Genomic DNA, 22,424 nt, shown 5'->3' with positions numbered 1-22,424 from the left:
TAGAACCACATGGCGTTTTCGCCAATTTCAAGCATGTACAAAATAAATGTGGGAGCGAGCCTGCTCGCGATGGCTTTGTGTCAGCCGACATCTCTGTCAACTGGCAGGCCGCTTTCGCGAGCAGGCTCGCTCCCACAGGGAAAAGCGAGGTGACTGTTATTTAGTCCAGGCGGCTACACGCTCAGGGTGTTTGGCAACCCAATCCTTCGCCGCGGCGTCAGGCTTGGCACCGTCCTGAATGGCCAGCATGACCTGACCGATTTCGTCCTTGGATTCCCACTGGAAGTTTTTCAGGAACTTGGCCACTTCCGGTGCTTTGGCCTCCAGGCCTTTGCTGCCGATGCTGTTCACGGTTTCAGCCGCGCCGTACACGCCTTTCGGGTCTTCGAGGAAGCGCAGTTTCCACTTGGCGAACATCCAGTGCGGCACCCAACCGGTCACTGCGATGGATTCGTTTTTCTTCTCGGCACGGGTCAGCTCGGCGATCATGCCGGCACCGGAACTGGCCTTGAGTTGATAACCGGTCAGGTCGTAATCCTTGATGGCTTGATCGGTCTTGAGCATCACGCCTGAACCGGCGTCGATGCCAACGATGCGATCCTTGAAGCTGTCGTCGGTTTTCAGGTCCTCGATGGTCTTGGCTTTAACGTACTCCGGCACGATCAGGCCGATTTTCGCGTCCTTGAAGTTCGGGCCGTAATCGACGACCTGATCCTTGTTCTTCGTCCAGTATTCGCCGTGGGTCACTGGCAGCCAGGCCGACAGCATGGCGTCGAGTTTGCCGGTGGCCACGCCTTGCCACATGATCCCGGTAGCGACTGCTTGCAGCTTCACGTCGTAACCGAGTTTCTGTCTGATCACTTCTGCGGCCACGTTGGTCGTGGCGACGCTGTCCGACCAGCCGTCGACATAACCGATGGTCACTTCCTTGCCGGCGGCACTGGCCACGGTAGAACTGATCGCCAGCACCAAAGCGGCACCTGCGCCCAAGAGTCGTCGCATCTTCATCGTTACTTCCCCGAAAGTGCTGCGCTCGACGGATGCCGAGTCGCTTAAACGTATTGTTATGGTGCACAGCGCCCCCATCACGCCTCACCGCAAACTCTTTCGATCATCAGTGCGATTTATCAACGAGGGTACTGACGCCTTCGATAATCAACCTGACGCACATCGCGACCTGCTCTGCCAGCGACCTCAAGGCATCGAGAAACGACATCAGAACGCCATTAAACTGTTGTTCAACAACGGCACTGGCCGATCCGCCCGAACTTTGCATGTCAAAATCATGCGGGCCCCCAAGCACGGTGCAAATGCAGGTAACATGCGCCGCTTTGCTCCCAGACGGCCTGACCATGCCCGCGACATCCCGCTTTCCTTTTTTGGCTTATCTATTTTCCTGTCTGCTGGGGCTTTTTGCCCTTGGCGGCTTTTGGTATGGCATTGGCAAACCGGTGATCCTGCCGGACGCGGCCAGCGCGACGCACAAGCTGCAATGCGCCTCCTACACCCCGTTCGACAAGGACCAGTCTCCCTTCGATGTGCCGTTCAATTTGCGCCCCGAGCGCATGGACGCCGACCTCGCGCTGCTGGCCAAAAGCTTCGAATGCATCCGCACCTACTCCATGACCGGCCTCGGAGCCCTGCCCGATCTGGCACGCAAGCACGGGTTGAAGCTGATGATCGGCGCCTGGGTCAACAGCAATCCGGTAGACACCGAGAAAGAAGTCGACCTGCTGATCGCCTCGGCCAACGCCAACGCGGACGTGGTGAGCGCGGTGATCGTCGGCAACGAAACCCTGCTGCGCAAGGAAGTCACCGGCGCCCAGTTGGCCAGGCTGATCAACAAGGTCAAAAGCCAGGTCAAACAGCCCGTCACTTATGCCGACGTCTGGGAGTTCTGGCTCAAGCACCCGGAAATCGCGCCGGCTGTGGATTTCCTGACCATCCACTTGCTGCCGTACTGGGAGGATGATCCTTCGAACATCGACGCGGCCCTGCAACATGTGGCCGAAGTACGCCAGGTGTTCGGCAACAAGTTCGCGCCCAAGGACGTGATGATTGGTGAAACCGGCTGGCCGAGTGAAGGCCGCCAGCGCGAAACCGCCCTGCCTAGCCGGGTCAACGAAGCCAAATTCATTCGTGGTTTTGTCACCATGGCCGAGCAGCACGGCTGGCACTACAACCTGATCGAAGCTTTCGACCAACCGTGGAAACGCGCCAATGAAGGTGCTGTCGGGGGTTACTGGGGATTGTTCGATGCAGATCGCCAGGACAAGGGCGTGCTGGCCGGCCCCGTGTCCAACGTACCTTATTGGTCGCAGTGGCTGATGGTGGGCGCTTTGATCTTCCTCGGCACGCTGATCCTCGGCGGTCGTGTGCGCAGCACCCGAGCAGCGCTGGTTCTGCCGTTGCTGGGAGCACTGGCGGCTTGCTCGATTGGCGCCTGGGGCGATCTGGCACGGGTTACAACCCGCTTTACCAGCGAATGGTTGTGGGTCGCGTTGTTGACGGCGCTAAACCTGTTGGTACTGGCTCATGCCGCACTGACATTGAGCCCTCGCAACGGATGGCGTGGACGAGCCTTCAATGCCCTCGAACGTCGATCAGGCTGGTTGTTGGCGGTGGCAGGGTTTGCCGCGACGGTGACGATGCTGGAGCTGGTGTTCGACCCGCGCTATCGCAGCTTCCCGAGTGTGGCGTTCATCGTGCCGGCGCTGGTCTACCTGTGCCGCCCGGTGAGCGTGCCACGCCGGGAAATCGCCCTGCTGACCTTCATCATCGGCGCGGGCATTGCGCCGCAGTTGTTTCGTGAAGGTTTGGAGAACCAGCAGGCCTGGGGCTGGGCGCTGGTAAGTGTATTGATGGTGGCGGCGTTGTGGCGTTGCTTGCGGGTTCGCAAAACCTGATTTTCAGTGCGCCCGCCGGCCCCTTCGCGAGCAGGCTCGCTCCACAATAGATCTTCAGTGAGCACAGAAACTGTGCAGGACGCAGATCAAATGTGAGAGCGAGCCTGCTCGCGAAGACGGGCGATCAGGCGTTACGGGTAGCCCTGACCAACCGCAACCCCGCAATCACCACCGCAAATACCGCCAACGTCGTGTTGTACAACGCCAGCGCCGGGAACCCGAGCACCAGCGCCAGCACCGCCAGCCACCACCCTGCCCGCCCTGGCAGCACAAAGCCGATCACCGCCGTTGCCAACGCAGCCCAGCCCAAAACCGCAAAGTGAATCAACAGACCCAGGTTCGAACGGACCTGACATTCCCAGCGGTTCGCCTCATCCACGCAGATGCCCACCCACTGCGCATCTTCCATGAAGCCATAACGCGCGCCATAACTGGCGGCCAGCCATAACGGCAGCAAAACAAGCAGCAGAATCACCGGCAGACGACGGGACATGAAGCACTCCAATTAAGCGAAAACGGCGGTCAGCTTAATCGCCCGGCCACCTTAAGCAAGCGCTAACAACAGTTAACTGGCCATCCAAACGCTGCAAAGTGTATCGTCCAGCTACTATTACTTTCGAGTTCAGGCCAGTTTGGTGCCGATGCGTGGCACTTTGGCGCAAATCCAGTGGTCATAGCCTGCGAACTTCATTCGGCACCATCCTCTAAGGGATCCAGTCATGCTCCGTTCCTTGCGCTTCGCCGCCCTGTTTGGCGGCCTTATCTTGAGTGCGTCCGCGCTGGCGCGGGATATCGACGCCGCCAGTTATGGCTATCCGCTGACCAACCCGTTCGAGGCAACCATCGCCACGACGCCGCCGGATTTGCGCCCGGAACTGCCGCTGGACGACGACATCAATCAATCGGATCGCAGCGTCACGTTGCGGCCTGAGCGTCAATTCGACTTGCCCGACAACTTCTGGCCGGTGAAAAAACTCACCTATCGCATCGCCACCCAGGATAAAGCCGCACCGCTGATTTTCCTGATCGCCGGCACCGGTGCGCGCTATGACAGTAACTTGAACGAATACCTGAAAAAGCTTTACTACAAGGCCGGCTATCACGTGGTGCAGTTGTCATCGCCCACCAGCTTTGACTTCATGAGCGCCGCTTCGCGCTTTGCCACCCCCGGCATCACCAAGGACGACGCCGAAGACATGTACCGTGTGATGCAGGCGGTGCGGGCGCAAAATCCGAAACTGCCGGTCACCGACTACTACCTGACGGGCTACAGCCTCGGCGCACTGGATGCGGCATTCGTGGCGCACCTGGACGAAACCCGCCGCAGCTTCAATTTCAAGAAAGTGCTGCTGCTCAATCCTCCGGTCAATCTCTACACCTCGATCACCAACCTGGACAAGCTTGTACAAACGGAAGTCAAGGGCATCACCAATACGACCACCTTCTATGAGCTGGTGCTGAACAAACTGACCCGCTACTTCCAGCAGAAAGGCTACATCGACCTCAACGATGCGCTGCTCTACGACTTCCAGCAGTCCAAGCAGCACCTGAGCAACGAACAGATGGCCATGCTCATCGGCACCTCGTTCCGTTTCTCCGCCGCCGACATCGCCTTCACTTCGGACCTGATCAACCGCCGCGGCCTCATCACTCCACCGAAAACGCCTATCACCGAAGGCACCAGCCTCACGCCCTACCTCAAGCGTGCGTTGCAGTGCGACTTCGACTGCTACATCACCGAACAGGTGATCCCGATGTGGCGCGCCCGCACCGACGGCGGCAGCCTGCTGCAACTGATCGACCAGGTGAGTTTGTATGCGCTGAAGGACTACCTGCACGACAGCCCGAAAATCGCCGTCATGCACAACGCCGACGATGTGATCCTCGGCCCCGGGGACCTCGGTTTCCTGCGCAGGACGTTTGGCGATCGCCTGACCGTTTACCCGCTGGGCGGCCACTGCGGCAACCTTAACTACCGCGTCAACAGCGACGCCATGCTGGAGTTCTTCCGTGGCTAAATACCTCCTGCTTATCGCCGCGTTACTCTGTGCAACCGCCGCCAATGCCGACAACAGCAAAGCCAACGCCCCCGTGGTCGTCGACAGCGACGGCTTCAAGGAGCCACTGAGCAAACTCAAGTTCAACCCGGGGCTGGATCAGCGCGAGTTCGAACGCTCGACCCTCAGCGCACTGAACGTCTACGACCCGCTGGAACAGTGGAACCGCCGCGTTTACCACTTCAATTACCGCTTCGACCAATGGGTGTTCCTGCCAGTGGTCAATGGCTACCGTTACGTCACCCCGAGCTTCTTGCGCACGGGTGTCAGCAACTTCTTCAACAACCTGGGCGACGTGCCGAACCTGTTGAACAGCCTGCTGCAATTCAAGGGCCAGCGCTCGATGGAAATTACCGGGCGCCTGTTGCTCAACACCACCATCGGCATCGCCGGCCTGTGGGACCCGGCCACCGCCATGGGCCTGCCGCGCCAGAAGGAAGACTTCGGACAGACCCTGGGTTTCTATGGTGTTTCAGGGGGCGCCTACTTCGTATTGCCGATCCTCGGCCCGTCGAACCTGCGTGACACGGGCGGTCTGATCGTCGATTTCAGCGCCGAGTCGGCCATCAACTTCCTCAACGTTGCCAATGTCAGCGAAAACCATCCGGAAATCTGGATCCTGCGCGGCGTCGACAAGCGCTACCAGACCAGCTTCCGCTATGGCCAACTGAACTCGCCGTTCGAGTACGAGAAGGTGCGCTACGTCTACACCGAGTCGCGCAAGTTGCAGATTGCCGAGTAATTCCGGCGACCACAAACCACTGTGGGAGTGAGCCTGCTCGCGATGAGGTCATGTCAGTCACCATCAAGGTTGTCTGACACACCGCCATCGCGAGCAGGCTCGCTCCCACATTTGGACAGAGCCAGGTTTTAGCCCTTGAGCGCTTTCCAGATTTTGCTGACAGCCATCACCCCGACCAGCACCACCGCACCCGCCACAATCCCCGCCACCCCGTTAAGCAACGTCGGCACGATAAACCCGGCACCGCCCGCCCCTGCGCTGACACTTTCGATCCAGTGATGCACCACCGGCACACCGTGGGTCAGGATCCCGCCACCCACCAGGAACATCGCCGCCGTGCCGATCACTGACAAGCTTTTCATCAGATACGGTGCCGCACGCAAAATCCCGCCACCGATGCTCTTGGCCATCTGCCCGGGCTTCTGAGTCAGCCATAGCCCCAGATCATCGAGCTTGACGATGCCTGCCACCAACCCGTAAACGCCGACGGTCATGACGATGGCGATGCCCGACAGCACGACGACTTGCTGGGTCAGCGCAGCATCGGCCACGACGCCGAGAGTGATGGCGATGATTTCCGCCGAGAGAATGAAGTCAGTGCGGATCGCGCCCTTGATCTTGTCCTTTTCAAAGGCCACCAGATCCACCGCCGGGTCCGCCACCGCCTCGACGAGTTCGGCATGCTCAGCCTGATCCTCGGCCTTGCTGTGCAGAAACTTGTGGGCGAGCTTCTCGAACCCTTCGAAGCACAAATAAGCGCCTCCGACCATCAACAATGGCGTGACCAACCACGGAATGAATGCGCTGATGGCCAACGCCGACGGCACCAGGATCAGCTTGTTGATGAACGAACCCTTGGCAACCGCCCAGACCACCGGAATTTCCCGCTCGGCACGCACGCCGCTGACCTGCTGGGCATTGAGCGCCAGATCGTCGCCCAGCACTCCGGCGGTCTTCTTGGCGGCCATTTTGGTCATCAACGCCACATCGTCCAGCACAGCGGCAATGTCGTCGATCAGCACCAGCAAACTGCTTCCTGCCATGAATCGGGTTTCCTTCTTGAATGAATGGCGTGCAGCATAGCGCGGCCGGGCGCGGCACGGAGCATTCTTGAGCGCCGCCGGAGGCCGGTGCTACCATGCGCAACCGCCAGTACAGGCAAGGAACCACCTGGTTTATGAGCACAATCCGCGAGCGCAACAAACAACTGATCCTGCGTGCCGCCAGTGAAGAATTTGCCGACAAGGGCTTCGCTGCAACCAAAACCAGCGACATCGCCGCCAAGGCGGGATTGCCCAAGCCCAACGTCTACTACTACTTCAAATCCAAGGAAAACCTCTACCGCGAGGTCCTGGAAAGCATCATCGAGCCAATCCTGCAGGCCTCGACACCGTTCAACCCCGACGGCGTACCCAGCGAAGTTCTGAGTGGCTACATCCGCTCGAAAATCCGTATTTCCCGTGACCTGCCGTTTGCCTCCAAGGTGTTTGCCAGCGAAATCATGCATGGCGCCCCTCACCTGAGCGCCGATCTGGTCGAACAGCTGAATGGCCAGGCCAGGCACAACATCGATTGCATCCAGACCTGGATCGACCGCGGCCAGATCGCCCCCATCGACCCCAACCACCTGATGTTCAGCATCTGGGCCGCCACCCAGACCTACGCCGACTTCGACTGGCAAATCACCGCCATCACCGGCAAGGCCAGACTGGATGAAGTGGACTATGAAGCGGCGGCGCAGACGATCATCCGGCTGGTGCTCAAGGGGTGTGAACCGGATTGATAGACCGCAGTGTGCCCATCGCTGGCAAGCCAGCTCCCACAGGGATTTGTGTCGCTCACAAAATTTGAATTCAACACAGAAACCTGTGGGAGCTGGCTTGCCAGCGATGGGGGCAATTCGGTCCAAAGTTGTTAAAGCCAAACCGCATCCCACAATGGATAGTCGCCAAGCTTCTCCACCAAACCCGCCCGCAATGGATTGGCCACCACATACCGCGCCAATTTCACCAGATCTTCCTCTCTTCGCAGCGCCCGGTCGTGATAGCCCTGCTGCCATAGAGGCCCGCTCCTGCCCCTGCAATGGTTCACTTCTCGAGTAATCAGGGACTTGGTCTCGCGCATCAGTCTGCGCAAGGAACAGTTTTCCAGCTCGACGAGCCAGTGAAAATGATCAGGCATGACTACCCAGGCCAAAGAGTTCGCCAGCCCAAGATTTTGCGCCCGGCGAAATTGACCAACAACCAATCTGCCCAAAGCGAAATCCGCAAAGATCGGCTCGCGATCAAGAGTGTTGGTGGTCAGTAGATAGATTCGGTTGGGTTCGGCATAGCGGCCGGTTCGCAGACGATGTGATGCGGGTAAATTGGGCATTCCTTTGCCTCTCTCATGATGAATTCATGAAAAGGCTAGCCCCGGAAATTCTGAGCAGTGATACACACTTATAGCTGGATGTGTCTGGCAGATAGCAATCGCTGGCAAGCCAGCTCCCACAGGGTCTGTTGGTGTCCGCCAAATATGTGAACACCCCAGTCCTTGTGGGAGCTGGTTTACCAGCGATGACATTAGTTCAGGCGATTGAGATCAAGCCACAACCCCCGCATCCGCCCTCAACCCCAACGCCTCGATCGCATTGATCGCGCACTGCTCATCAACATCCGACAGATCCCCGCTGATCCCCACCGCCCCCAGCACGTTCCCACCCTGATCGCGAATGAGCACACCACCCGGTGCTGGCACGACGCTGCCCTGCCCCAGGCTGTTTAACGCGGCGATGAAGGCCGGGCGTTGTTGTGCGTCCAGGGCCAACAGGCGCGAGCCTTTGCCCAGCGCGATGGCGCCCCAGGCCTTGCCGATGGCGACCTGCGGGCGCAGCAGGCTGGCGCCGTCTTCACGTTGCAGGGTGATCAGATGCCCACCGGCATCCAGCACTGCGATGGTCAAGGGCGCCGCGGAAATCGCGCGCCCTGCGGTGATGGCCTCGTTGACCAGGTTGACTGCGACTTTCAAGGTTAAAGCGCTCATGGTGCCGTCCTCATTTTGTTTTTCGGAAAGCCGGTGGACTGCTCTTTGTGCCGCAGTCCGATGCAACAAATAGAACACAATGAATTATTTTTTTGTATACAATAATTATCGAAAAGCGCCACATGCGACGAAAAGCCACAGTAGATCGGGCTTCCGACGAATGAAACAACCGCTTGAGAAAATGGATTGACCTGCGCCGTCCGCCGTGAATACACTCTGCGCAAAGCCACTTGTATACAATTACAAAACGTAAAGAGGCACAAAACCATGAGCAAAATGAGAGCAATCGAAGCCGCCGTTCTGGTGATGCGCCGTGAAGGGGTTGATACCGCTTTTGGCATCCCGGGTGCTGCCATCAACCCGCTGTACTCCGCCCTGCAAAAGGTCGGCGGCATCGATCACGTCCTCGCTCGCCATGTTGAAGGCGCGTCGCACATGGCCGAGGGCTACACCCGCACCAAGGCCGGTAATATCGGCGTGTGCATCGGCACCTCCGGTCCTGCCGGTACCGACATGGTCACCGGCCTGTACAGCGCCTCGGCCGACTCGATCCCGATCCTTTGCATCACGGGGCAAGCACCCCGCGCTCGCATGCACAAGGAAGACTTCCAGGCCGTCGACATCACCAGCATCGTCAAGCCGGTGACCAAATGGGCGACCACTGTTCTGGAACCGGGCCAGGTGCCTTACGCGTTCCAGAAAGCGTTCTATGAAATGCGCTCCGGCCGTCCAGGTCCGGTGCTGATCGACCTGCCGTTCGACGTGCAGATGGCCGAAATCGAGTTCGACATCGACGCTTATCAGCCGCTGCCACTGGCCAAGCCGAGCGCGACCCGCGTTCAGGTGGAAAAAGCCCTGGCCATGCTGGATCAGGCCGAGCGTCCGTTACTGGTAGCCGGTGGTGGCATCATCAATGCCGACGCCAGTGACCTGCTGGTGGAATTCGCCGAGCTGACCGGCATCCCGGTCATTCCGACCCTGATGGGCTGGGGCACCATTCCTGACGATCACCCGCTGATGGTCGGCATGGTCGGCTTGCAGACTTCGCACCGCTACGGCAACGCGACCTTGCTCAAATCCGACGTGGTACTGGGTGTCGGTAACCGTTGGGCCAACCGCCACACCGGTTCGGTCGACGTCTACACCGAAGGCCGCAAGTTCATTCACGTTGATATCGAACCGACCCAGATCGGCCGCGTGTTCACCCCGGACCTGGGCATCGTTTCCGACGCCGCTGCCGCGCTGACCGTGTTCATCGAAGTCGCTCGTGAATGGCAAGCCGCCGGCAAACTGAAAAACCGTAGCGCCTGGCTGCAAGACTGCCAGCAGCGCAAGGCCAGCCTGCAGCGCAAGACCCACTTCGACAACGTGCCGGTCAAGCCGCAGCGGGTTTACGAAGAGATGAACCAGGTGTTCGGCAAGGACACTTGCTACGTCAGTACCATCGGTCTGTCGCAGATTGCCGGCGCGCAGTTCCTGCACGTCTACAAGCCGCGTCACTGGATCAACTGCGGCCAGGCCGGTCCGTTGGGCTGGACCATTCCGGCGGCGCTGGGTGTGGTCAAGGCCGACCCGACCCGCAAGGTTGTCGCACTGTCGGGCGACTATGACTTCCAGTTCATGATCGAAGAGTTGGCGGTGGGCGCGCAGTTCAAGCTGCCGTACATTCATGTGGTGGTGAACAACTCGTACCTGGGTCTGATTCGTCAGGCACAGCGCGGTTTCGAGATGGATTACTGCGTGCAGCTGTCCTTCGATAACCTGAACGCGCCGGAACTCAACGGTTATGGCGTCGATCACGTCGCGGTTGCCGAAGGCCTGGGCTGCAAGGCACTGCGTGTGTTCGAACCGTCTGAAATCGCCCCTGCCCTGCGCAAGGCCGAACAGATGATCGAGGAGTTCAAGGTTCCGGTGATCGTCGAAATTATCCTGGAGCGCGTGACCAACATTTCCATGGGCACCGAGATCAACGCCGTCAACGAATTCGAAGACCTGGCGCTGGTCGGCAACGACGCACCGACTGCGATTTCCTTGCTCGACTAACTGCACATTGCCCCCATTGTGGGAGCGAGCCTGCTCGCGAAAAGGCCGGCACATTCAGCATTGATGTTGCCTGGCACACCGCTTTCGCGAGCAGGCTCGCTCCCACAGAGGGCTTCACCGATTTACAGGAGACCACCATGCCGCGTTTCGCAGCCAACCTGTCCATGCTGTTCACCGAACAGGACTTTCTTGCCCGTTTCGAAGCGGCCGCCAAGGCCGGCTTCAGTGGTGTCGAATACCTGTTCCCCTACGATTTCAGCTCCGCCGAAATCAAAGCCAAGCTCGACGCCAACGGCCTGACCCAAGTGCTGTTCAACCTGCCGGCCGGTGACTGGGGCAAGGGTGAGCGCGGTATCGCCTGCCTGCCGGACCGGGTCGAAGAATTTCGTGCCGGTGTCGATCTGGCGATCGCTTACGCGCAAGTGCTGGGCAACACCCAGGTCAACTGCCTGGCCGGCATCCGCCCGCAAGGCGTCGACGATGCCATCGTGGAAAAAACCTTCATTGCCAACCTCAAGTACGCGGCCGACAAGCTGCAAGCGGCGGGTATCAAACTGGTGATGGAAGCGATCAACACCCGCGACATCCCGGGCTTCTACCTGAACAACACCGCGCAAGCCCTGTCGATTCGCGAACAGGTCGGCAGCGCCAACCTGTTCCTGCAATACGACATCTATCACATGCAAATCATGGAAGGCGACCTGGCCCGCACCATGGCCGCGCACCTGGGCGAGATCAACCACATCCAGTTGGCCGACAACCCTGGGCGCAACGAACCGGGCACCGGTGAAATCAACTACCGCTTCCTGTTCGAACACCTGGACCGTATCGGTTATCAGGGCTGGGTCGGTTGCGAATACAAGCCGCTGACCACCACCGAAGCAGGCCTGGGCTGGCTCAAAACCCATAACGCGATCTGAACGAACAATACAAAACCCTGTGGGAGCGGGCTTGCCCGCGATGGCGGCAGCACACAAAACAAATATGTTGCCTGACCCACCGCCATCGCTGGCAAGCCAGCTCCCACAATGAATCTGCTGAGTCTCTAAGACTGCATTGCAGCATCAGAATAAAAAGAGGATTTTCTCATGGCTAAAATCGGATTTATCGGCACCGGCATCATGGGCCACCCAATGGCGGCGAACCTGCAGAAAGCCGGTCACAGCCTGTTCCTGTCCGCGCACCACGACGCTGCGCCTGCCGACCTGATCGCCGCTGGCGCCGTCGCCCTGGCGAACCCGAAAGAAGTCGCGCAAGAAGCCGAATTCATCATCGTCATGGTCCCGGATACCCCGCAGGTCGATGACGTGCTGTTCCGCGCCGATGGCGTTGCCGCCGGCGTCAGTAAAGGCAAGGTCGTGATTGACATGAGCTCGATCTCGCCCACCGCCACCAAGGCCTTCGCCGCAAAAATCAACGAAAAAGGTGCGCAGTACCTTGACGCGCCGGTGTCCGGCGGTGAAGTCGGTGCCAAGGCCGCAACCCTGAGCATCATGGTCGGTGGCGATGCCGATGCCTTCGAACGCGCCCTGCCGCTGTTCCAGGCCATGGGCAAGAACATCACCCTGGTCGGTGGCAATGGCGACGGTCAGACCGCGAAAGTGGCGAACCAGATCATCGTTGCGCTGAACATCCAGGCCGTGGCCGAAGCCCTGCTGTTCGCTTCGAAGAACGGTGCCGATCCCGCCAAGGTGCGTGAAGCGCTGATGGGCGGTTTCGCTTCCTCGAAGATCCTCGAAGTACACGGCGAGCGCATGATCAAGGGCACCTTCGATCCGGGCTTCCGCATCAGCCTGCACCAGAAGGACCTGAACCTGGCCCTGCAAGGCGCCAAGGAGTTGAACATCAACCTGCCGAACACCGCCAACACCCAGCAAGTGTTCAGCACCTGTGCGGCCATCGGCGGCAGCAACTGGGACCATTCGGCGCTGATCAAGGGCCTGGAGCACATGGCGAACTTCTCGATTCGCGATAAGAAGTAAGTCCCTGCCCTCGCCCCTGTGGGAGCAAGGCTTGCCCGCGATTGCATCGCCTCGGTGCAGCAGAAACACCGCAGCGTCTGCATCGCGGGCAAGCCTTGCTCCCACAGGGGCTATGCAAGCCTCGACATCCCAATAACAAGAATTCCGGGAGCCCGCCATGTCGGTCGATCCGCAACAATTCCTGCGCGAGCTGTTCGCCACAGCCATCGACGCGGCCCATCCGCAGCAAGTCCTCGAAGCCCATCTGCCTGCCGATCGCAGCGGTCGGGTGATCGTCATCGGCGCCGGCAAGGCCGCGGCCGCCATGGCCCAGGTGGTCGAGCGTTGCTGGCAGGGTGAAGTGTCCGGTCTGGTGGTCACGCGCTACGGTCACGGCGCCCCCTGCGAAAAAATCGAAGTGGTCGAAGCCGCGCACCCAGTCCCCGATGCAGCCGGTCAAGCCGTCGCCAAACGGGTGTTCGAACTGGTCAGCAACTTGAGCGAAACCGACCGCGTGATCTTTCTGCTGTCCGGTGGCGGCTCGGCATTGCTGGCGTTGCCCGCAGTCGGCATCACCCTGGCCGACAAGCAGTCGATCAACAAAGCCCTGCTCAAGTCCGGCGCCACCATCGGTGAGATGAACTGCGTGCGCAAGCACCTCTCGGCGATCAAGGGTGGGCGCCTGGGCAAGGCCTGCTGGCCTGCCACCGTGTACACCTACGCGATTTCCGATGTACCGGGCGACCTCGCCACGGTCATCGCCTCCGGCCCCACCGTGGCCGACCCGAGCACTTCGGCCGAAGCGCTGGCGATTCTCAAGCGCTACCACATCGACGTACCCGCCTCCGTGCGCACCTGGTTGCAAAACCCGGAATCGGAAACCGTCAAACCCGGTGACCCGAGCCTGGCTCGCAGTCACTTCCAGTTGATCGCACGTCCGCAGCAATCCCTTGAAGCAGCGGCCGTGAAATGCCGTCAGGCCGGATTCAGCCCGCTGATTCTCGGCGACCTGGAAGGCGAATCCCGCGAAGTGGCGAAAGTCCACGCCGGCATCGCCCGTCAGGTGGTGCAGCACGGTCAGCCGTTGGCGGCGCCTTGCGTGATTCTCTCCGGCGGTGAAACCACGGTCACCGTGCGCGGCAACGGCCGGGGCGGACGCAATGCCGAGTTCCTGCTGAGCCTGACCGACAGCCTCAAGGGCCTGCCCGGCGTCTATGCGCTGGCCGGCGACACCGATGGCATCGACGGCTCCGAAGACAACGCCGGCGCCATCATGACCCCGGACAGCTACGCCCGTGCCGCCGCCCTCGGCTTGAGCGCCAGCGACGAGTTGGACAATAACAATGGCTACGGCTATTTCGAGGCGCTGGATGCACTGATCGTCACCGAGCCGACCCGCACCAACGTCAATGACTTCCGCGCCATCCTGATTCTCGAGAGCCCTAAATATGACGCCTGACAAAAAGGTCAAAATCCTCGCCACCCTGGGTCCGGCTATCAACGGTATCGACGACATCCGTGAGCTGGTGCAGGCCGGGGTCAATATCTTTCGCCTGAACTTCAGCCACGGCGATCACGCCGATCACGCCCAGCGCTATCAATGGATCCGTGAAGTCGAGCGCCAGTTGAATTATCCGCTGGGCATTCTGATGGACCTGCAAGGTCCGAAGCTGCGGGTTGGCAGGTTTGCCGAGGGCAAAGTGCAACTGGTCCGCGGTCAAGCCCTGCGCCTGGACCTGGATGTCACGCCGGGCGATGAACGCCGGGTCAACCTGCCGCACCCGGAGATCATTGCAGCGCTGGAGCCGGGCATGGACCTGCTGCTGGACGACGGCAAGTTGCGACTGAGGGTGGTCACCAAATACGCCGACGCCATCGACACCACGGTGCTCAACGGCGGCGAGCTGTCGGACCGTAAAGGGGTTAACGTGCCGCAAGCGGTGCTCGACCTGAGCCCGCTGACCGCCAAGGATCGCCGCGACCTGAACTTCGGTCTGGAACTGGGGGTGGACTGGGTGGCGCTGTCGTTCGTGCAGCGCCCGGACGACATCCGCGAAGCCCGTACACTGATCGGCGACAAAGCCTTTTTGATGGCCAAGATCGAGAAGCCGTCGGCCGTCGAACAACTGCGGGAAATCGCCGAGTTGAGCGACGCAATCATGGTCGCCCGTGGCGATCTGGGCGTGGAAGTGCCGGCCGAAAGCGTGCCGCAGATTCAGAAGAACATCATCAGCACCTGCCGCCAGCTCGGCAAACCGGTGGTGGTGGCGACGCAGATGCTGGAATCGATGCGCTTCTCTCCGGCGCCCACTCGCGCCGAAGTCACCGATGTGGCCAACGCCGTGGCCGAAGGGGCTGACGCGGTGATGCTGTCGGCGGAAACCGCATCCGGCGAATACCCGCTCGAAGCCGTGCAGATGATGAGCAAGATCATCCGTCAGGTGGAAAACGGCCCGGACTATCAGGCCCAGCTCGACGTCAGCCGGCCGAAAGCCGAAGCCACGGTTTCCGATGCGATCAGTTGCGCGATCCGCCGCATCAGCAACGTGCTGCGGGTGGCGGTGCTGGTGAACTACAGCGAATCCGGCACCTCGAGCCTGCGGGCGGCGCGGGAACGGCCGACGGTGCCGATCCTCAACCTGACGCCCAATCTGCAAACCGCGCGTCGCTTGACCGTGGCCTGGGGCGTGCATTCGGTGGTCAATGATCGGCTGCGCCAAGTGGATGAGGTGTGCTCGACAGCGCTGGAGATTGCCCAGGCCCAGGGCATGGCGCAGCGTGGCGACACGTTATTGATCACGGCGGGTGTGCCCTTTGGGCAGCCGGGGTCGACTAACTCCTTGCGAATCGAGACGTTGATCTAGAGCGCACATACCGGCCTCTTCGCGAGCAGGCTCGCTCCCACAGTTGATTTGTGTACACCACAAACTCAATGACTGAACAAAGATTCAATGTGGGAGCGAGCCTGCTCGCGAAGGCGGCGACACGGTCTAACTGACTTTTTAGAACTGCCATGCCTGCCAATCACTTCAACACCCACTGCCCCGACTGGGCCGAGGCTTTGCTCAACGGTTTCAGTCAAATTTTCCTTCAGCGCCATCCGCTCTGCGGCTTGCTGTGCCTTTCAGCCATCCTGTTCACGGCGCCGGCGCTGCTCGGCGGTGCGTTGCTCGGCGGTGTCGCCGGATTACTCACCGCGCAACGGCGCAACTATGCAAAGGCCGATCGCCAGGCTGGCTTGTACAGCTACAACGGCGTGTTGCTTGGCCTGTTGCTGAGTCTGTACTTCCCGTGGTCGGCGGTGATGCCGCCGCTGATTCTGGCTGCCGGCGGCTTGAGTGCGATGATCACTCAACAGTGGCTCAAGCGCACCCGCGTCAACCAATACGTGCCCGCCTACACCGCGCCATTCGTGGGCCTGAGCTGGTTGCTGCTGTGTTTCGCCACGCCATCGCTACCGACACCCCTGATCGAATTGAACACACCGAACCTGTTGGCCGCATCGTTCAAAGGTATTGGCCAGGTGATGTTCCTCGATCATCCACTGGCCGGGGCGATGATTGCCGCCGGTTTGCTGATCGCCGATCGCCGTGCGTTCTGCTGGGCGCTGATAGCCTCGATCCTCGGCCTTGGCTCCAGCCTGCTGCACCACGAGACCGGCACCGCCCTGCTCGGCCTGGGCGGCTACAATGCCGTGCTGGCCGCCCTCGCCTTCAGCGCGCAACGCCAGCAACCCTGGCTGCCACTGCTTGGCATCGTATTGGCGCTGTTGCTGACGCCCATCTTTGCGGCCGCTGGTCTGGCCACGCTCACCGCACCGTTTATTCTCGCCTGCTGGCTGATCCGCACCGGCATTCAGATATTCGGCAAAACCACGGTCGACACCGCGCCTTGCGCTCACGGGGACAATCAACCTAGGCTGCGCTGATCTTCGAGTCAGGCGTTATCCATGGACAGCAGCAAACACTGGCGTGAACAGCTTTACGTCATGATTTTCCAGACCGACACCAAGGCTGGCCGGCGTTTCGATGGCATTTTGCTGTTGATCATCCTCGCCAGCCTGGTGGTCGTGATGCTCGACAGCATCAACACCATTCACCAGAACTACGCCGATGTGCTGGCGTACATTGAATGGGGCTTCACGGTCATCTTTCTCGGCGAGTACATCCTGCGGCTGTACTGCTCGCCCAAACCGTTGCGTTACGCCTTCAGTTTTTATGGACTGGTGGATTTGCTGGCGATCGTACCCGGCATCCTCGCCCTCTATTACGCCGATGCGCAGTACCTGCTGATTATCCGGATCATCCGGATGCTGCGGATTTTCCGCGTGCTCAAACTCGGCCCGTATCTCAAACAAGCGCATTACCTGCTCGATGCCCTGCGCGGCAGCAAACAGAAAATCCTCGTGTTCCTGCTCAGCGTCTGCACCCTGGTCACGGTGTTCGGCACGCTGATGTACGTGGTCGAAGGCCCGCAGCACGGCTTCACCAGCATTCCCAAAGGCATCTACTGGGCCATCGTGACGCTCACGACCGTCGGTTATGGCGACATCGTGCCAAAGACTGTGTTGGGCCAGGTGATCTCGTCGATGGTGATGATCACCGGTTATTCGATCATCGCCGTCCCCACCGGCATCTTTACCGCAGAGCTGGCCACTGCCATGCGCGGCGGGCAGCTGCAACACGACTGCCCGGTATGCAAGAAAAACAGCCACGAACACGAAGCATCGTTCTGCTCTCGCTGCGGGAATGCATTGTTCAAGAAAATGGAATAAGCAAAGAGCTTTTTTATCTTTAAAGGCCTATGCGAGCCCGGCTATAGTCGCTGGCAAAATGGTATCCCTCTCTACACATTACCCCCTGTAGGAGCGAGCCTGCTCGCGATGGTCTTTAACGATAACGTGGGCTGTCTGAATGCCCGCGTTGTCTTGACGTTTTTCGCGAGCAGGCTCGCTCCTACAGGGGGCGGCTGCTCATACATACATAGAACAAGGAATTCGCAGTGAAAAAACTCTTTGGCGCCTCACTTCTGGCCGCTGGCCTGGCCTTGACCAGCATGGCTCAGGCCGCACCGACCCTGCTTAACGTTTCCTACGACGTGATGCGCGATTTCTACAAAGACTACAACACTGCGTTCCAGAAACACTGGCAAGCCGAGCACAACGAAAACATCACCCTGCAAATGTCTTTCGGCGGTTCCAGCAAGCAGGCACGCTCGGTCATCGACGGCTTGCCCGCTGACGTCATCACCATGAACATGGCCACCGACATCAATGCCTTGGCGGACAACGGCAAACTGGTCCCGGACAACTGGGTCACACGCCTGCCGAACAACAGCGCGCCGTTCACCTCCGCCACAGTGTTCATCGTGCGCAAGGGCAACCCCAAAGCCCTGAAAGACTGGCCGGATCTGCTCAAGGATGGCGTACAAGTCATCGTGCCGAACCCGAAAACCTCGGGTAACGGTCGCTATACCTACCTGTCGGCCTGGGGCTACGTGCTAAAGAACGGCGGTGACGAAAACAAGGCCAAGGCATTTGTCGGCAAGCTGTTCAAGCAAGCGCCAGTGCTCGATACCGGCGGCCGCGCCGCTACGACCACCTTCATGACCAACCAGATCGGCGATGTGCTGGTGACCTTCGAAAACGAAGCGGAAATGATCGCCCGCGAATTCGGTCGCGACCAGTTCGAAGTCATCTACCCAAGCGTCTCCGCCGAAGCCGAGCCGCCGGTGTCGGTGGTCGACAAATCGGTTGACAAGAAAGGTACCCGCGCCGCCGCCGAGGAATACCTGAAGTACCTTTGGTCGCCGGAAGGCCAGGAAATCGCTGCGGCCAACTACCTGCGTCCACGTGATCCGGCGGTATTGGCGAAGTACACCGACCGTTTCCCGAAAGTAGACTTCCTGTCGGTCGAGAAAACTTTCGGCGACTGGCGCACCGTGCAGAAAACCCACTTCAATGATGGCGGGATTTTCGATCAGATTTATGCGCAGTAAGCGCTGAAAATGAAAAGGCGACCTGAAGAGGTCGCCTTTTTTATTGGTAAAACACCGAACTACTGTAGAAGCGAGCCTGCTCGCGATGGACCTCAATGATAACGCTGGGAGACTGACGCCCCGCGGTGTCCTGTCGTCCATCGCGAGCAGGCTCGCTCCTACAGGGTTCAGCTCAGGTTGCCGCAAAAAATCGCCTGGTGACCATCCCCCGGACTTTCACGCACCACCAACGCATAGCCCCCCGCTCGAAGCGTCTCGACCGCTACCGGTGCGCTTTTCCAGAAATATTGCATCGACGCTTGCGAATAGAACCGCGCATTCGGACCGTCGTTCAAGTCATAGGCCGGTTTTGCACCCAGGCTCCCACAGCTTCCCTGATAGATGTAGGCCTGCAAACGGCCTGGCAATGCGCTGCCCTGGGGTTCGCCACTGACAGCAAACCAGAACACGGTTGCATGACCATCGGGCATCATGATTGGCCGGGCGATATTTCCGGCATTGATGGAAGTAGCGTTCAGGGGAACGTTGGTGACTTGACTGTCGGGTACTGTCGAGCACCCGGAGATCGTCCCAACCGCTACCACCAACGCCAGCGAAGATACGATTTTCATCGTGAGACTCCCGCTTTGTAAGGACGCGTTGAAGTGATCCCCCTGTAGATTTTAGCTGGCGCGCAAAAGCTGGCATTTCTTCGGATGGTCGGTCGCCTGGTGACCATTACATTGGCGGTGTCACCCCATCCTTGCCTGCCGAAATCGACTGTGCCGTGAGCGTTCCATCCGCACTTTGGGTCACGAACGTGACAATTTTCACGCCCACCTTCAGCAAGCTGCGATCCCCCGGCACCAGGTTGACGATAGGGACATCTTCCGGCACCAGAATTTTCTGCTGGCCACCCTTGTAGTTGACGGTCAATACCCGGCCATTGCTGACGACCAGATCGCCGACACTGCCGTTGGTCATGCTGCTGCCCTTGGCCAGATCAAAGGGGCGATGGCCGTCGCCGCTGCCCGCCAGTTCCGGCGGGAAGACATGGACCTCCAACGCCTTCAGGCTGCCATCCTCTTGAGGAATGGCTGCCGAACCAATGTAGCTGCCGGGCTTGATATCTTCGATGTTCGCCAGGGTAACCGCGCGGATTTTGGTGTCATTGGTCAGGTTGATGACCACATTTTCGCCACTGTTGGCGTGGACTTTCAGAACGTCCGGGCTCACGCCGGTAATCTCGCCACGTACACCAATGCGCATGCCGGGTGCATCTTGTGCCTGGGCCGGGCCTGCGGTGAACAAGCCGATCAGGGTGACCATTGAAACGCCGCGAAGAACGTGACGAAACATCGGATTCATGGGAGTGACTTCCTGTGATGAAACGTGAAAAGAGAACATAAGCACGCTATCGAACAAGATGTAAGTGAATGTATCATCAGCCCCTGAAATTTTGACGCAACGCTCATCGGCGAACGGCACGCACGTTCGTCACTCATTCCGCAATGGAATGATTGCTATCACTCCAATCTCTCTTCCGCCGTATTGACCAGGCCATTAGCCTGCGCGCATTCCCTTCCGTTCAGCGAGACACGTTATGAACCCAGCGACCCAGGTGCCCCACGGCACCGCGACAATGACCCGAGGCATGGTGCTGCTATTCGCCTTCTGTTGCGGGGCGATCGTGGCCAACATCTACTACGCGCAGCCGATCATCGGCCTGATCGCGCCGGACGTCGGCCTGAGCAACACCCTGGCCAGCTTCATCGTTTCGCTGACCCAGATTGGTTATGCGTTGGGCCTGTTCTTTCTGGTGCCTTTGGGTGACTTGCTGGAGAACCGCCGGTTGATGATCATCACCACGGTGGTGGCCATTGCCAGTCTGTTGGGCGCAGCCTTTACCGATCAGCCGAATGTGTTTTTGCTGATCTCGTTGCTGGTGGGCTTCAGTTCGGTGTCGGTGCAGATCCTGATTCCGCTGGCTGCTCACCTGGCGCCGGAAGAGTCTCGCGGCCGCGTGGTCGGCGGGATCATGGGCGGTCTTCTGTTGGGAATCCTGTTGGCGCGACCAGTGTCCAGTGTGGTGGCCGATCACTTCGGCTGGCGCGCGATGTTTGTGATTGCGGCGCTGTTAATGGCAGCGATCAGCATCGTGCTGGCGGTGACCATTCCCAAGCGCCAACCTGATCACAGTGCGTCCTATGGACAGTTGCTCGGCTCGCTGTGGACGCTGCTGCGCCAGCAACCCGTGCTGCGTCAACGCGCGTTTTACCAGGGTTGCATGTTCGCCACGTTCAGCCTGTTCTGGACCGCGGTGCCGCTGGAGCTGGCGCGTAACCATGGCTTGTCGCAATCGCAAATCGCGATTTTCGCGCTGGTCGGCGCCATTGGCGCCATCGCCGCGCCCATCGCCGGTCGACTCGCAGACGCCGGCCATACACGCATCGCTTCCTTGCTGGCGCTGCTGTTCGCCAGCCTGAGCTTCCTGCCAGCGTTCATTCATCCGGCTTACAGCGTTATCGGTCTGGCCGTGACCGGCGTGGTGCTCGACTTTTGTGTGCAGATGAACATGGTCCTCGGCCAACGCGCGGTCTACGCCCTCGATGCCAAAAGCCGCAGCCGCCTGAATGCGTTGTACATGACCAGCATCTTTATTGGCGGTGCGTTTGGCTCTTCGGTGGCCAGTGCGGTGTATGAACAGGGCGGCTGGTTGTGGATCGTGGTGGTGGGTAGTGCGTTTCCATTGGTGGCGTTGTTGCGGTTTTTGAGTGTTTCGGAGAAGCGTTCGCTGGCGACTGCGTAATTCCTAAAAAGCATCGCCGGCAAGCCTTGCTCCCACAGGTTATGCGTTAACCCTGTGGGAGCAAGGCTTGCCCGCGATGACGGTGTTGCTGACACCCCTCAATACCGAACCAGCTTCTCCATCGCCGCATCCGCCAGGAACGACGAGCGACTTTTGACGTTGTGTTCGCGCACATAACGGTCGATTCGCTGGATCACATAGCCCGGCAGCGTCACGTTGACCTTCTCGGTCTTGCCCATATAGGGCGAAATGTCGATTTCCAGCATGCCCCAGCCCATCTCGATGAAATCGGGATTTGCGAGATGTTCAACCATGGACGTCGGCATCGGAATCGGCTCTCCACTCGCCGCGATCTCTTGCAGCATGATGTGGACAATCTCGACCGCCGCGTTATAGGCATCTTCAAAGGTATCCCCGGCGGTTACCGCGCCTGGAATATCGGGGATCTGAATACCGATGGCGGTGTTCTCATCGCCCCACTCGATACAGATTGGATATTGCATTATGGATCTCCTGCGTAACTGGCCAGCGGGCAAAAAAGCCCGGCTCGCCTCCTGATGCTCTTGACCGTCCCCACCGGTAAATCCTTTTTCGGGTGAGGAACGGGAATCGTGTATGGGTTGTAGCGGTGAATGAAGATGTGATGACTGCCAGTGATTCGGTCCAACGTCCAACCTGCTTCCATCATCTCCTTGATCAATAGCCTGCTTTGCACCATCCGCCTCCTTGCTCCGGCCCGAATAAAAGTAACTCCAGAGTTATATTTACTCAAGCACAAAAATCCGCAACGCGACGTTTGGCTGTTTTACAGGGTGTAATTGAGTGGATGACAGCCCCTTGTGGGAGCGAGCCTGCTCGCGAAGACGGCGGCACAGTCAACAAAGCTGTGATTGAAAGTCCGCTTTC

Annotated in this window: 23 protein-coding genes; 13 read left to right on the top strand and 10 right to left on the bottom strand. The window is 59.5% G+C overall.

What is annotated here, in order from left to right; translation table 11 throughout:
* Nucleotides 1–156 precede the first annotated feature (156 nt).
* Both BJ917_RS27840 and BJ917_RS27835 read right to left on the bottom strand, forming a co-directional pair.
* Nucleotides 157–1,008, bottom strand: coding sequence for a glycine betaine ABC transporter substrate-binding protein (locus BJ917_RS27840; protein ID WP_096509631.1), 852 nt, complete (start codon nucleotides 1,006–1,008; stop codon nucleotides 157–159).
* Nucleotides 1,009–1,114: 106 nt separating this feature from the next.
* Nucleotides 1,115–1,276 carry a hypothetical protein gene (locus tag BJ917_RS27835; RefSeq protein WP_254007487.1) on the bottom strand — a complete coding sequence of 54 codons (162 nt, stop codon included), beginning with the start codon at nucleotides 1,274–1,276 and terminating at the stop codon, nucleotides 1,115–1,117.
* 34 nt (nucleotides 1,277–1,310) lie between these two features.
* Between BJ917_RS27835 and BJ917_RS27830 the strand changes: the two genes are divergently transcribed.
* Complete coding sequence (locus tag BJ917_RS27830) at nucleotides 1,311–2,906, top strand: beta (1-6) glucans synthase (protein ID WP_121105627.1); 1,596 nt, start codon at nucleotides 1,311–1,313, stop codon at nucleotides 2,904–2,906.
* Between the two features lie 124 nt (nucleotides 2,907–3,030).
* On the opposite strand, the gene BJ917_RS27825 is transcribed toward BJ917_RS27830, so the two are convergent.
* Entirely contained in the window at nucleotides 3,031–3,399 is a 369-nt protein-coding gene (locus BJ917_RS27825) for a hypothetical protein (protein WP_121105625.1), read from the bottom strand.
* 226 nt (nucleotides 3,400–3,625) lie between these two features.
* On the opposite strand from BJ917_RS27825, the gene BJ917_RS27820 reads away from it, so the two are divergent.
* Nucleotides 3,626–4,924 (top strand): serine/threonine protein kinase, encoded by a 1,299-nt coding sequence (locus BJ917_RS27820; RefSeq protein ID WP_096509628.1) that lies wholly within the window; start codon nucleotides 3,626–3,628, stop codon nucleotides 4,922–4,924.
* Nucleotides 4,917–5,705 (top strand): VacJ family lipoprotein, encoded by a 789-nt coding sequence (locus BJ917_RS27815; protein ID WP_121105623.1) that lies wholly within the window; start codon nucleotides 4,917–4,919, stop codon nucleotides 5,703–5,705. Before BJ917_RS27820 ends, BJ917_RS27815 begins: the two co-directional genes overlap by 8 nt.
* Nucleotides 5,706–5,833: 128 nt before the next feature.
* On the opposite strand, the gene BJ917_RS27810 is transcribed toward BJ917_RS27815, so the two are convergent.
* Nucleotides 5,834–6,748, bottom strand: a complete 915-nt coding sequence (locus BJ917_RS27810) for a DUF808 domain-containing protein (RefSeq protein WP_096509626.1) — start codon at nucleotides 6,746–6,748, stop codon at nucleotides 5,834–5,836.
* Between the two features lie 134 nt (nucleotides 6,749–6,882).
* Between BJ917_RS27810 and BJ917_RS27805 the strand changes: the two genes are divergently transcribed.
* Nucleotides 6,883–7,488, top strand: a complete 606-nt coding sequence (locus BJ917_RS27805; RefSeq protein WP_096509625.1) for a TetR/AcrR family transcriptional regulator — start codon at nucleotides 6,883–6,885, stop codon at nucleotides 7,486–7,488.
* 131 nt (nucleotides 7,489–7,619) lie between these two features.
* Here the strand turns inward: BJ917_RS27805 and BJ917_RS27800 are convergent, their stop codons facing one another.
* Nucleotides 7,620–8,078, bottom strand: coding sequence for a transposase (locus tag BJ917_RS27800; RefSeq protein WP_121105621.1), 459 nt, complete (start codon nucleotides 8,076–8,078; stop codon nucleotides 7,620–7,622).
* Nucleotides 8,079–8,288: 210 nt separating this feature from the next.
* Nucleotides 8,289–8,729 (bottom strand): heme-binding protein, encoded by a 441-nt coding sequence (locus tag BJ917_RS27795; protein ID WP_096509623.1) that lies wholly within the window; start codon nucleotides 8,727–8,729, stop codon nucleotides 8,289–8,291.
* 267 nt (nucleotides 8,730–8,996) lie between these two features.
* On the opposite strand from BJ917_RS27795, the gene gcl reads away from it, so the two are divergent.
* The 8 genes from gcl to BJ917_RS27750 all read left to right on the top strand — a co-directional run bounded on the left by gcl (nucleotide 8,997) and on the right by BJ917_RS27750 (nucleotide 18,730).
* Nucleotides 8,997–10,772 carry a glyoxylate carboligase gene (gene gcl / locus BJ917_RS27790; RefSeq protein ID WP_121105619.1) on the top strand — a complete coding sequence of 592 codons (1,776 nt, stop codon included), beginning with the start codon at nucleotides 8,997–8,999 and terminating at the stop codon, nucleotides 10,770–10,772.
* A gap of 137 nt (nucleotides 10,773–10,909) precedes the next feature.
* Complete coding sequence (gene hyi, locus BJ917_RS27780) at nucleotides 10,910–11,692, top strand: hydroxypyruvate isomerase (protein WP_096509620.1); 783 nt, start codon at nucleotides 10,910–10,912, stop codon at nucleotides 11,690–11,692.
* Nucleotides 11,693–11,860: 168 nt separating this feature from the next.
* Nucleotides 11,861–12,754 (top strand): 2-hydroxy-3-oxopropionate reductase, encoded by an 894-nt coding sequence (locus BJ917_RS27775; RefSeq protein ID WP_096509619.1) that lies wholly within the window; start codon nucleotides 11,861–11,863, stop codon nucleotides 12,752–12,754.
* A 157-nt stretch (nucleotides 12,755–12,911) separates the two neighbouring features.
* Nucleotides 12,912–14,192: a glycerate kinase gene (locus BJ917_RS27770; RefSeq protein ID WP_121105617.1), complete on the top strand. Its 1,281-nt coding sequence runs from the start codon at nucleotides 12,912–12,914 to the stop codon at nucleotides 14,190–14,192.
* Complete coding sequence (gene pyk, locus BJ917_RS27765) at nucleotides 14,182–15,597, top strand: pyruvate kinase (protein ID WP_121105615.1); 1,416 nt, start codon at nucleotides 14,182–14,184, stop codon at nucleotides 15,595–15,597. The genes BJ917_RS27770 and pyk overlap by 11 nt, the downstream gene beginning before the upstream one ends.
* 149 nt (nucleotides 15,598–15,746) lie before the next feature.
* Nucleotides 15,747–16,661, top strand: coding sequence for an urea transporter (locus tag BJ917_RS27760; protein WP_121105613.1), 915 nt, complete (start codon nucleotides 15,747–15,749; stop codon nucleotides 16,659–16,661).
* Between the two features lie 21 nt (nucleotides 16,662–16,682).
* Nucleotides 16,683–17,507 (top strand): ion transporter, encoded by an 825-nt coding sequence (locus BJ917_RS27755; RefSeq protein WP_096509615.1) that lies wholly within the window; start codon nucleotides 16,683–16,685, stop codon nucleotides 17,505–17,507.
* A gap of 227 nt (nucleotides 17,508–17,734) precedes the next feature.
* The gene (locus BJ917_RS27750; protein WP_096509614.1) at nucleotides 17,735–18,730 is read left to right on the top strand and encodes a sulfate ABC transporter substrate-binding protein; all 996 of its coding nucleotides are present in this window, start codon (nucleotides 17,735–17,737) and stop codon (nucleotides 18,728–18,730) included.
* Between the two features lie 167 nt (nucleotides 18,731–18,897).
* Here BJ917_RS27750 and BJ917_RS27745 read toward each other — a convergent pair whose 3' ends face one another.
* Both BJ917_RS27745 and BJ917_RS27740 read right to left on the bottom strand, forming a co-directional pair.
* Complete coding sequence (locus BJ917_RS27745) at nucleotides 18,898–19,341, bottom strand: hypothetical protein (RefSeq protein ID WP_096509613.1); 444 nt, start codon at nucleotides 19,339–19,341, stop codon at nucleotides 18,898–18,900.
* A gap of 106 nt (nucleotides 19,342–19,447) precedes the next feature.
* Nucleotides 19,448–20,077, bottom strand: coding sequence for a hypothetical protein (locus BJ917_RS27740; protein ID WP_121105611.1), 630 nt, complete (start codon nucleotides 20,075–20,077; stop codon nucleotides 19,448–19,450).
* A gap of 235 nt (nucleotides 20,078–20,312) precedes the next feature.
* Between BJ917_RS27740 and BJ917_RS27735 the strand changes: the two genes are divergently transcribed.
* Nucleotides 20,313–21,518, top strand: coding sequence for an MFS transporter (locus BJ917_RS27735; RefSeq protein WP_121105609.1), 1,206 nt, complete (start codon nucleotides 20,313–20,315; stop codon nucleotides 21,516–21,518).
* A 98-nt stretch (nucleotides 21,519–21,616) separates the two neighbouring features.
* Here the strand turns inward: BJ917_RS27735 and BJ917_RS27730 are convergent, their stop codons facing one another.
* A complete protein-coding gene (locus BJ917_RS27730) occupies nucleotides 21,617–22,021 on the bottom strand; it encodes a type II toxin-antitoxin system HicB family antitoxin (RefSeq protein WP_121105607.1) in 405 nt (134 codons plus the stop codon).
* On the bottom strand, nucleotides 22,021–22,233 hold the full coding sequence (locus BJ917_RS27725) for a type II toxin-antitoxin system HicA family toxin (RefSeq protein WP_121105673.1): 213 nt from the start codon (nucleotides 22,231–22,233) through the stop codon (nucleotides 22,021–22,023). The genes BJ917_RS27730 and BJ917_RS27725 overlap by 1 nt, the downstream gene beginning before the upstream one ends.
* Nucleotides 22,234–22,424: the final 191 nt, after the last annotated feature.

This window comes from Pseudomonas sp. WPR_5_2, from assembly GCF_003634475.1.
In the GTDB taxonomy this organism is placed as follows: domain Bacteria; phylum Pseudomonadota; class Gammaproteobacteria; order Pseudomonadales; family Pseudomonadaceae; genus Aquipseudomonas; species Aquipseudomonas izuensis.
This window is presented reverse-complemented; position numbering and strand designations above follow the sequence as displayed.

Coding starts and splice junctions, on each gene's coding strand:
- BJ917_RS27760 (WP_121105613.1), top strand. CDS start 15,747: ATGCCTGCCAATCACTTCAACACCCACTGCCCCGACTGGGCCGAGGCT.
- BJ917_RS27820 (WP_096509628.1), top strand. CDS start 3,626: ATGCTCCGTTCCTTGCGCTTCGCCGCCCTGTTTGGCGGCCTTATCTTG.
- BJ917_RS27795 (WP_096509623.1), bottom strand. CDS start 8,729: ATGAGCGCTTTAACCTTGAAAGTCGCAGTCAACCTGGTCAACGAGGCC.
- pyk (WP_121105615.1), top strand. CDS start 14,182: ATGACGCCTGACAAAAAGGTCAAAATCCTCGCCACCCTGGGTCCGGCT.
- BJ917_RS27840 (WP_096509631.1), bottom strand. CDS start 1,008: ATGAAGATGCGACGACTCTTGGGCGCAGGTGCCGCTTTGGTGCTGGCG.
- BJ917_RS27730 (WP_121105607.1), bottom strand. CDS start 22,021: ATGCAATATCCAATCTGTATCGAGTGGGGCGATGAGAACACCGCCATC.
- BJ917_RS27745 (WP_096509613.1), bottom strand. CDS start 19,341: ATGAAAATCGTATCTTCGCTGGCGTTGGTGGTAGCGGTTGGGACGATC.
- BJ917_RS27775 (WP_096509619.1), top strand. CDS start 11,861: ATGGCTAAAATCGGATTTATCGGCACCGGCATCATGGGCCACCCAATG.
- BJ917_RS27830 (WP_121105627.1), top strand. CDS start 1,311: ATGCAGGTAACATGCGCCGCTTTGCTCCCAGACGGCCTGACCATGCCC.
- BJ917_RS27825 (WP_121105625.1), bottom strand. CDS start 3,399: ATGTCCCGTCGTCTGCCGGTGATTCTGCTGCTTGTTTTGCTGCCGTTA.
- BJ917_RS27805 (WP_096509625.1), top strand. CDS start 6,883: ATGAGCACAATCCGCGAGCGCAACAAACAACTGATCCTGCGTGCCGCC.
- BJ917_RS27810 (WP_096509626.1), bottom strand. CDS start 6,748: ATGGCAGGAAGCAGTTTGCTGGTGCTGATCGACGACATTGCCGCTGTG.
- BJ917_RS27835 (WP_254007487.1), bottom strand. CDS start 1,276: ATGCAAAGTTCGGGCGGATCGGCCAGTGCCGTTGTTGAACAACAGTTT.
- hyi (WP_096509620.1), top strand. CDS start 10,910: ATGCCGCGTTTCGCAGCCAACCTGTCCATGCTGTTCACCGAACAGGAC.
- BJ917_RS27770 (WP_121105617.1), top strand. CDS start 12,912: ATGTCGGTCGATCCGCAACAATTCCTGCGCGAGCTGTTCGCCACAGCC.
- BJ917_RS27755 (WP_096509615.1), top strand. CDS start 16,683: ATGGACAGCAGCAAACACTGGCGTGAACAGCTTTACGTCATGATTTTC.
- BJ917_RS27740 (WP_121105611.1), bottom strand. CDS start 20,077: ATGAATCCGATGTTTCGTCACGTTCTTCGCGGCGTTTCAATGGTCACC.
- BJ917_RS27735 (WP_121105609.1), top strand. CDS start 20,313: ATGAACCCAGCGACCCAGGTGCCCCACGGCACCGCGACAATGACCCGA.
- gcl (WP_121105619.1), top strand. CDS start 8,997: ATGAGCAAAATGAGAGCAATCGAAGCCGCCGTTCTGGTGATGCGCCGT.
- BJ917_RS27800 (WP_121105621.1), bottom strand. CDS start 8,078: ATGCCCAATTTACCCGCATCACATCGTCTGCGAACCGGCCGCTATGCC.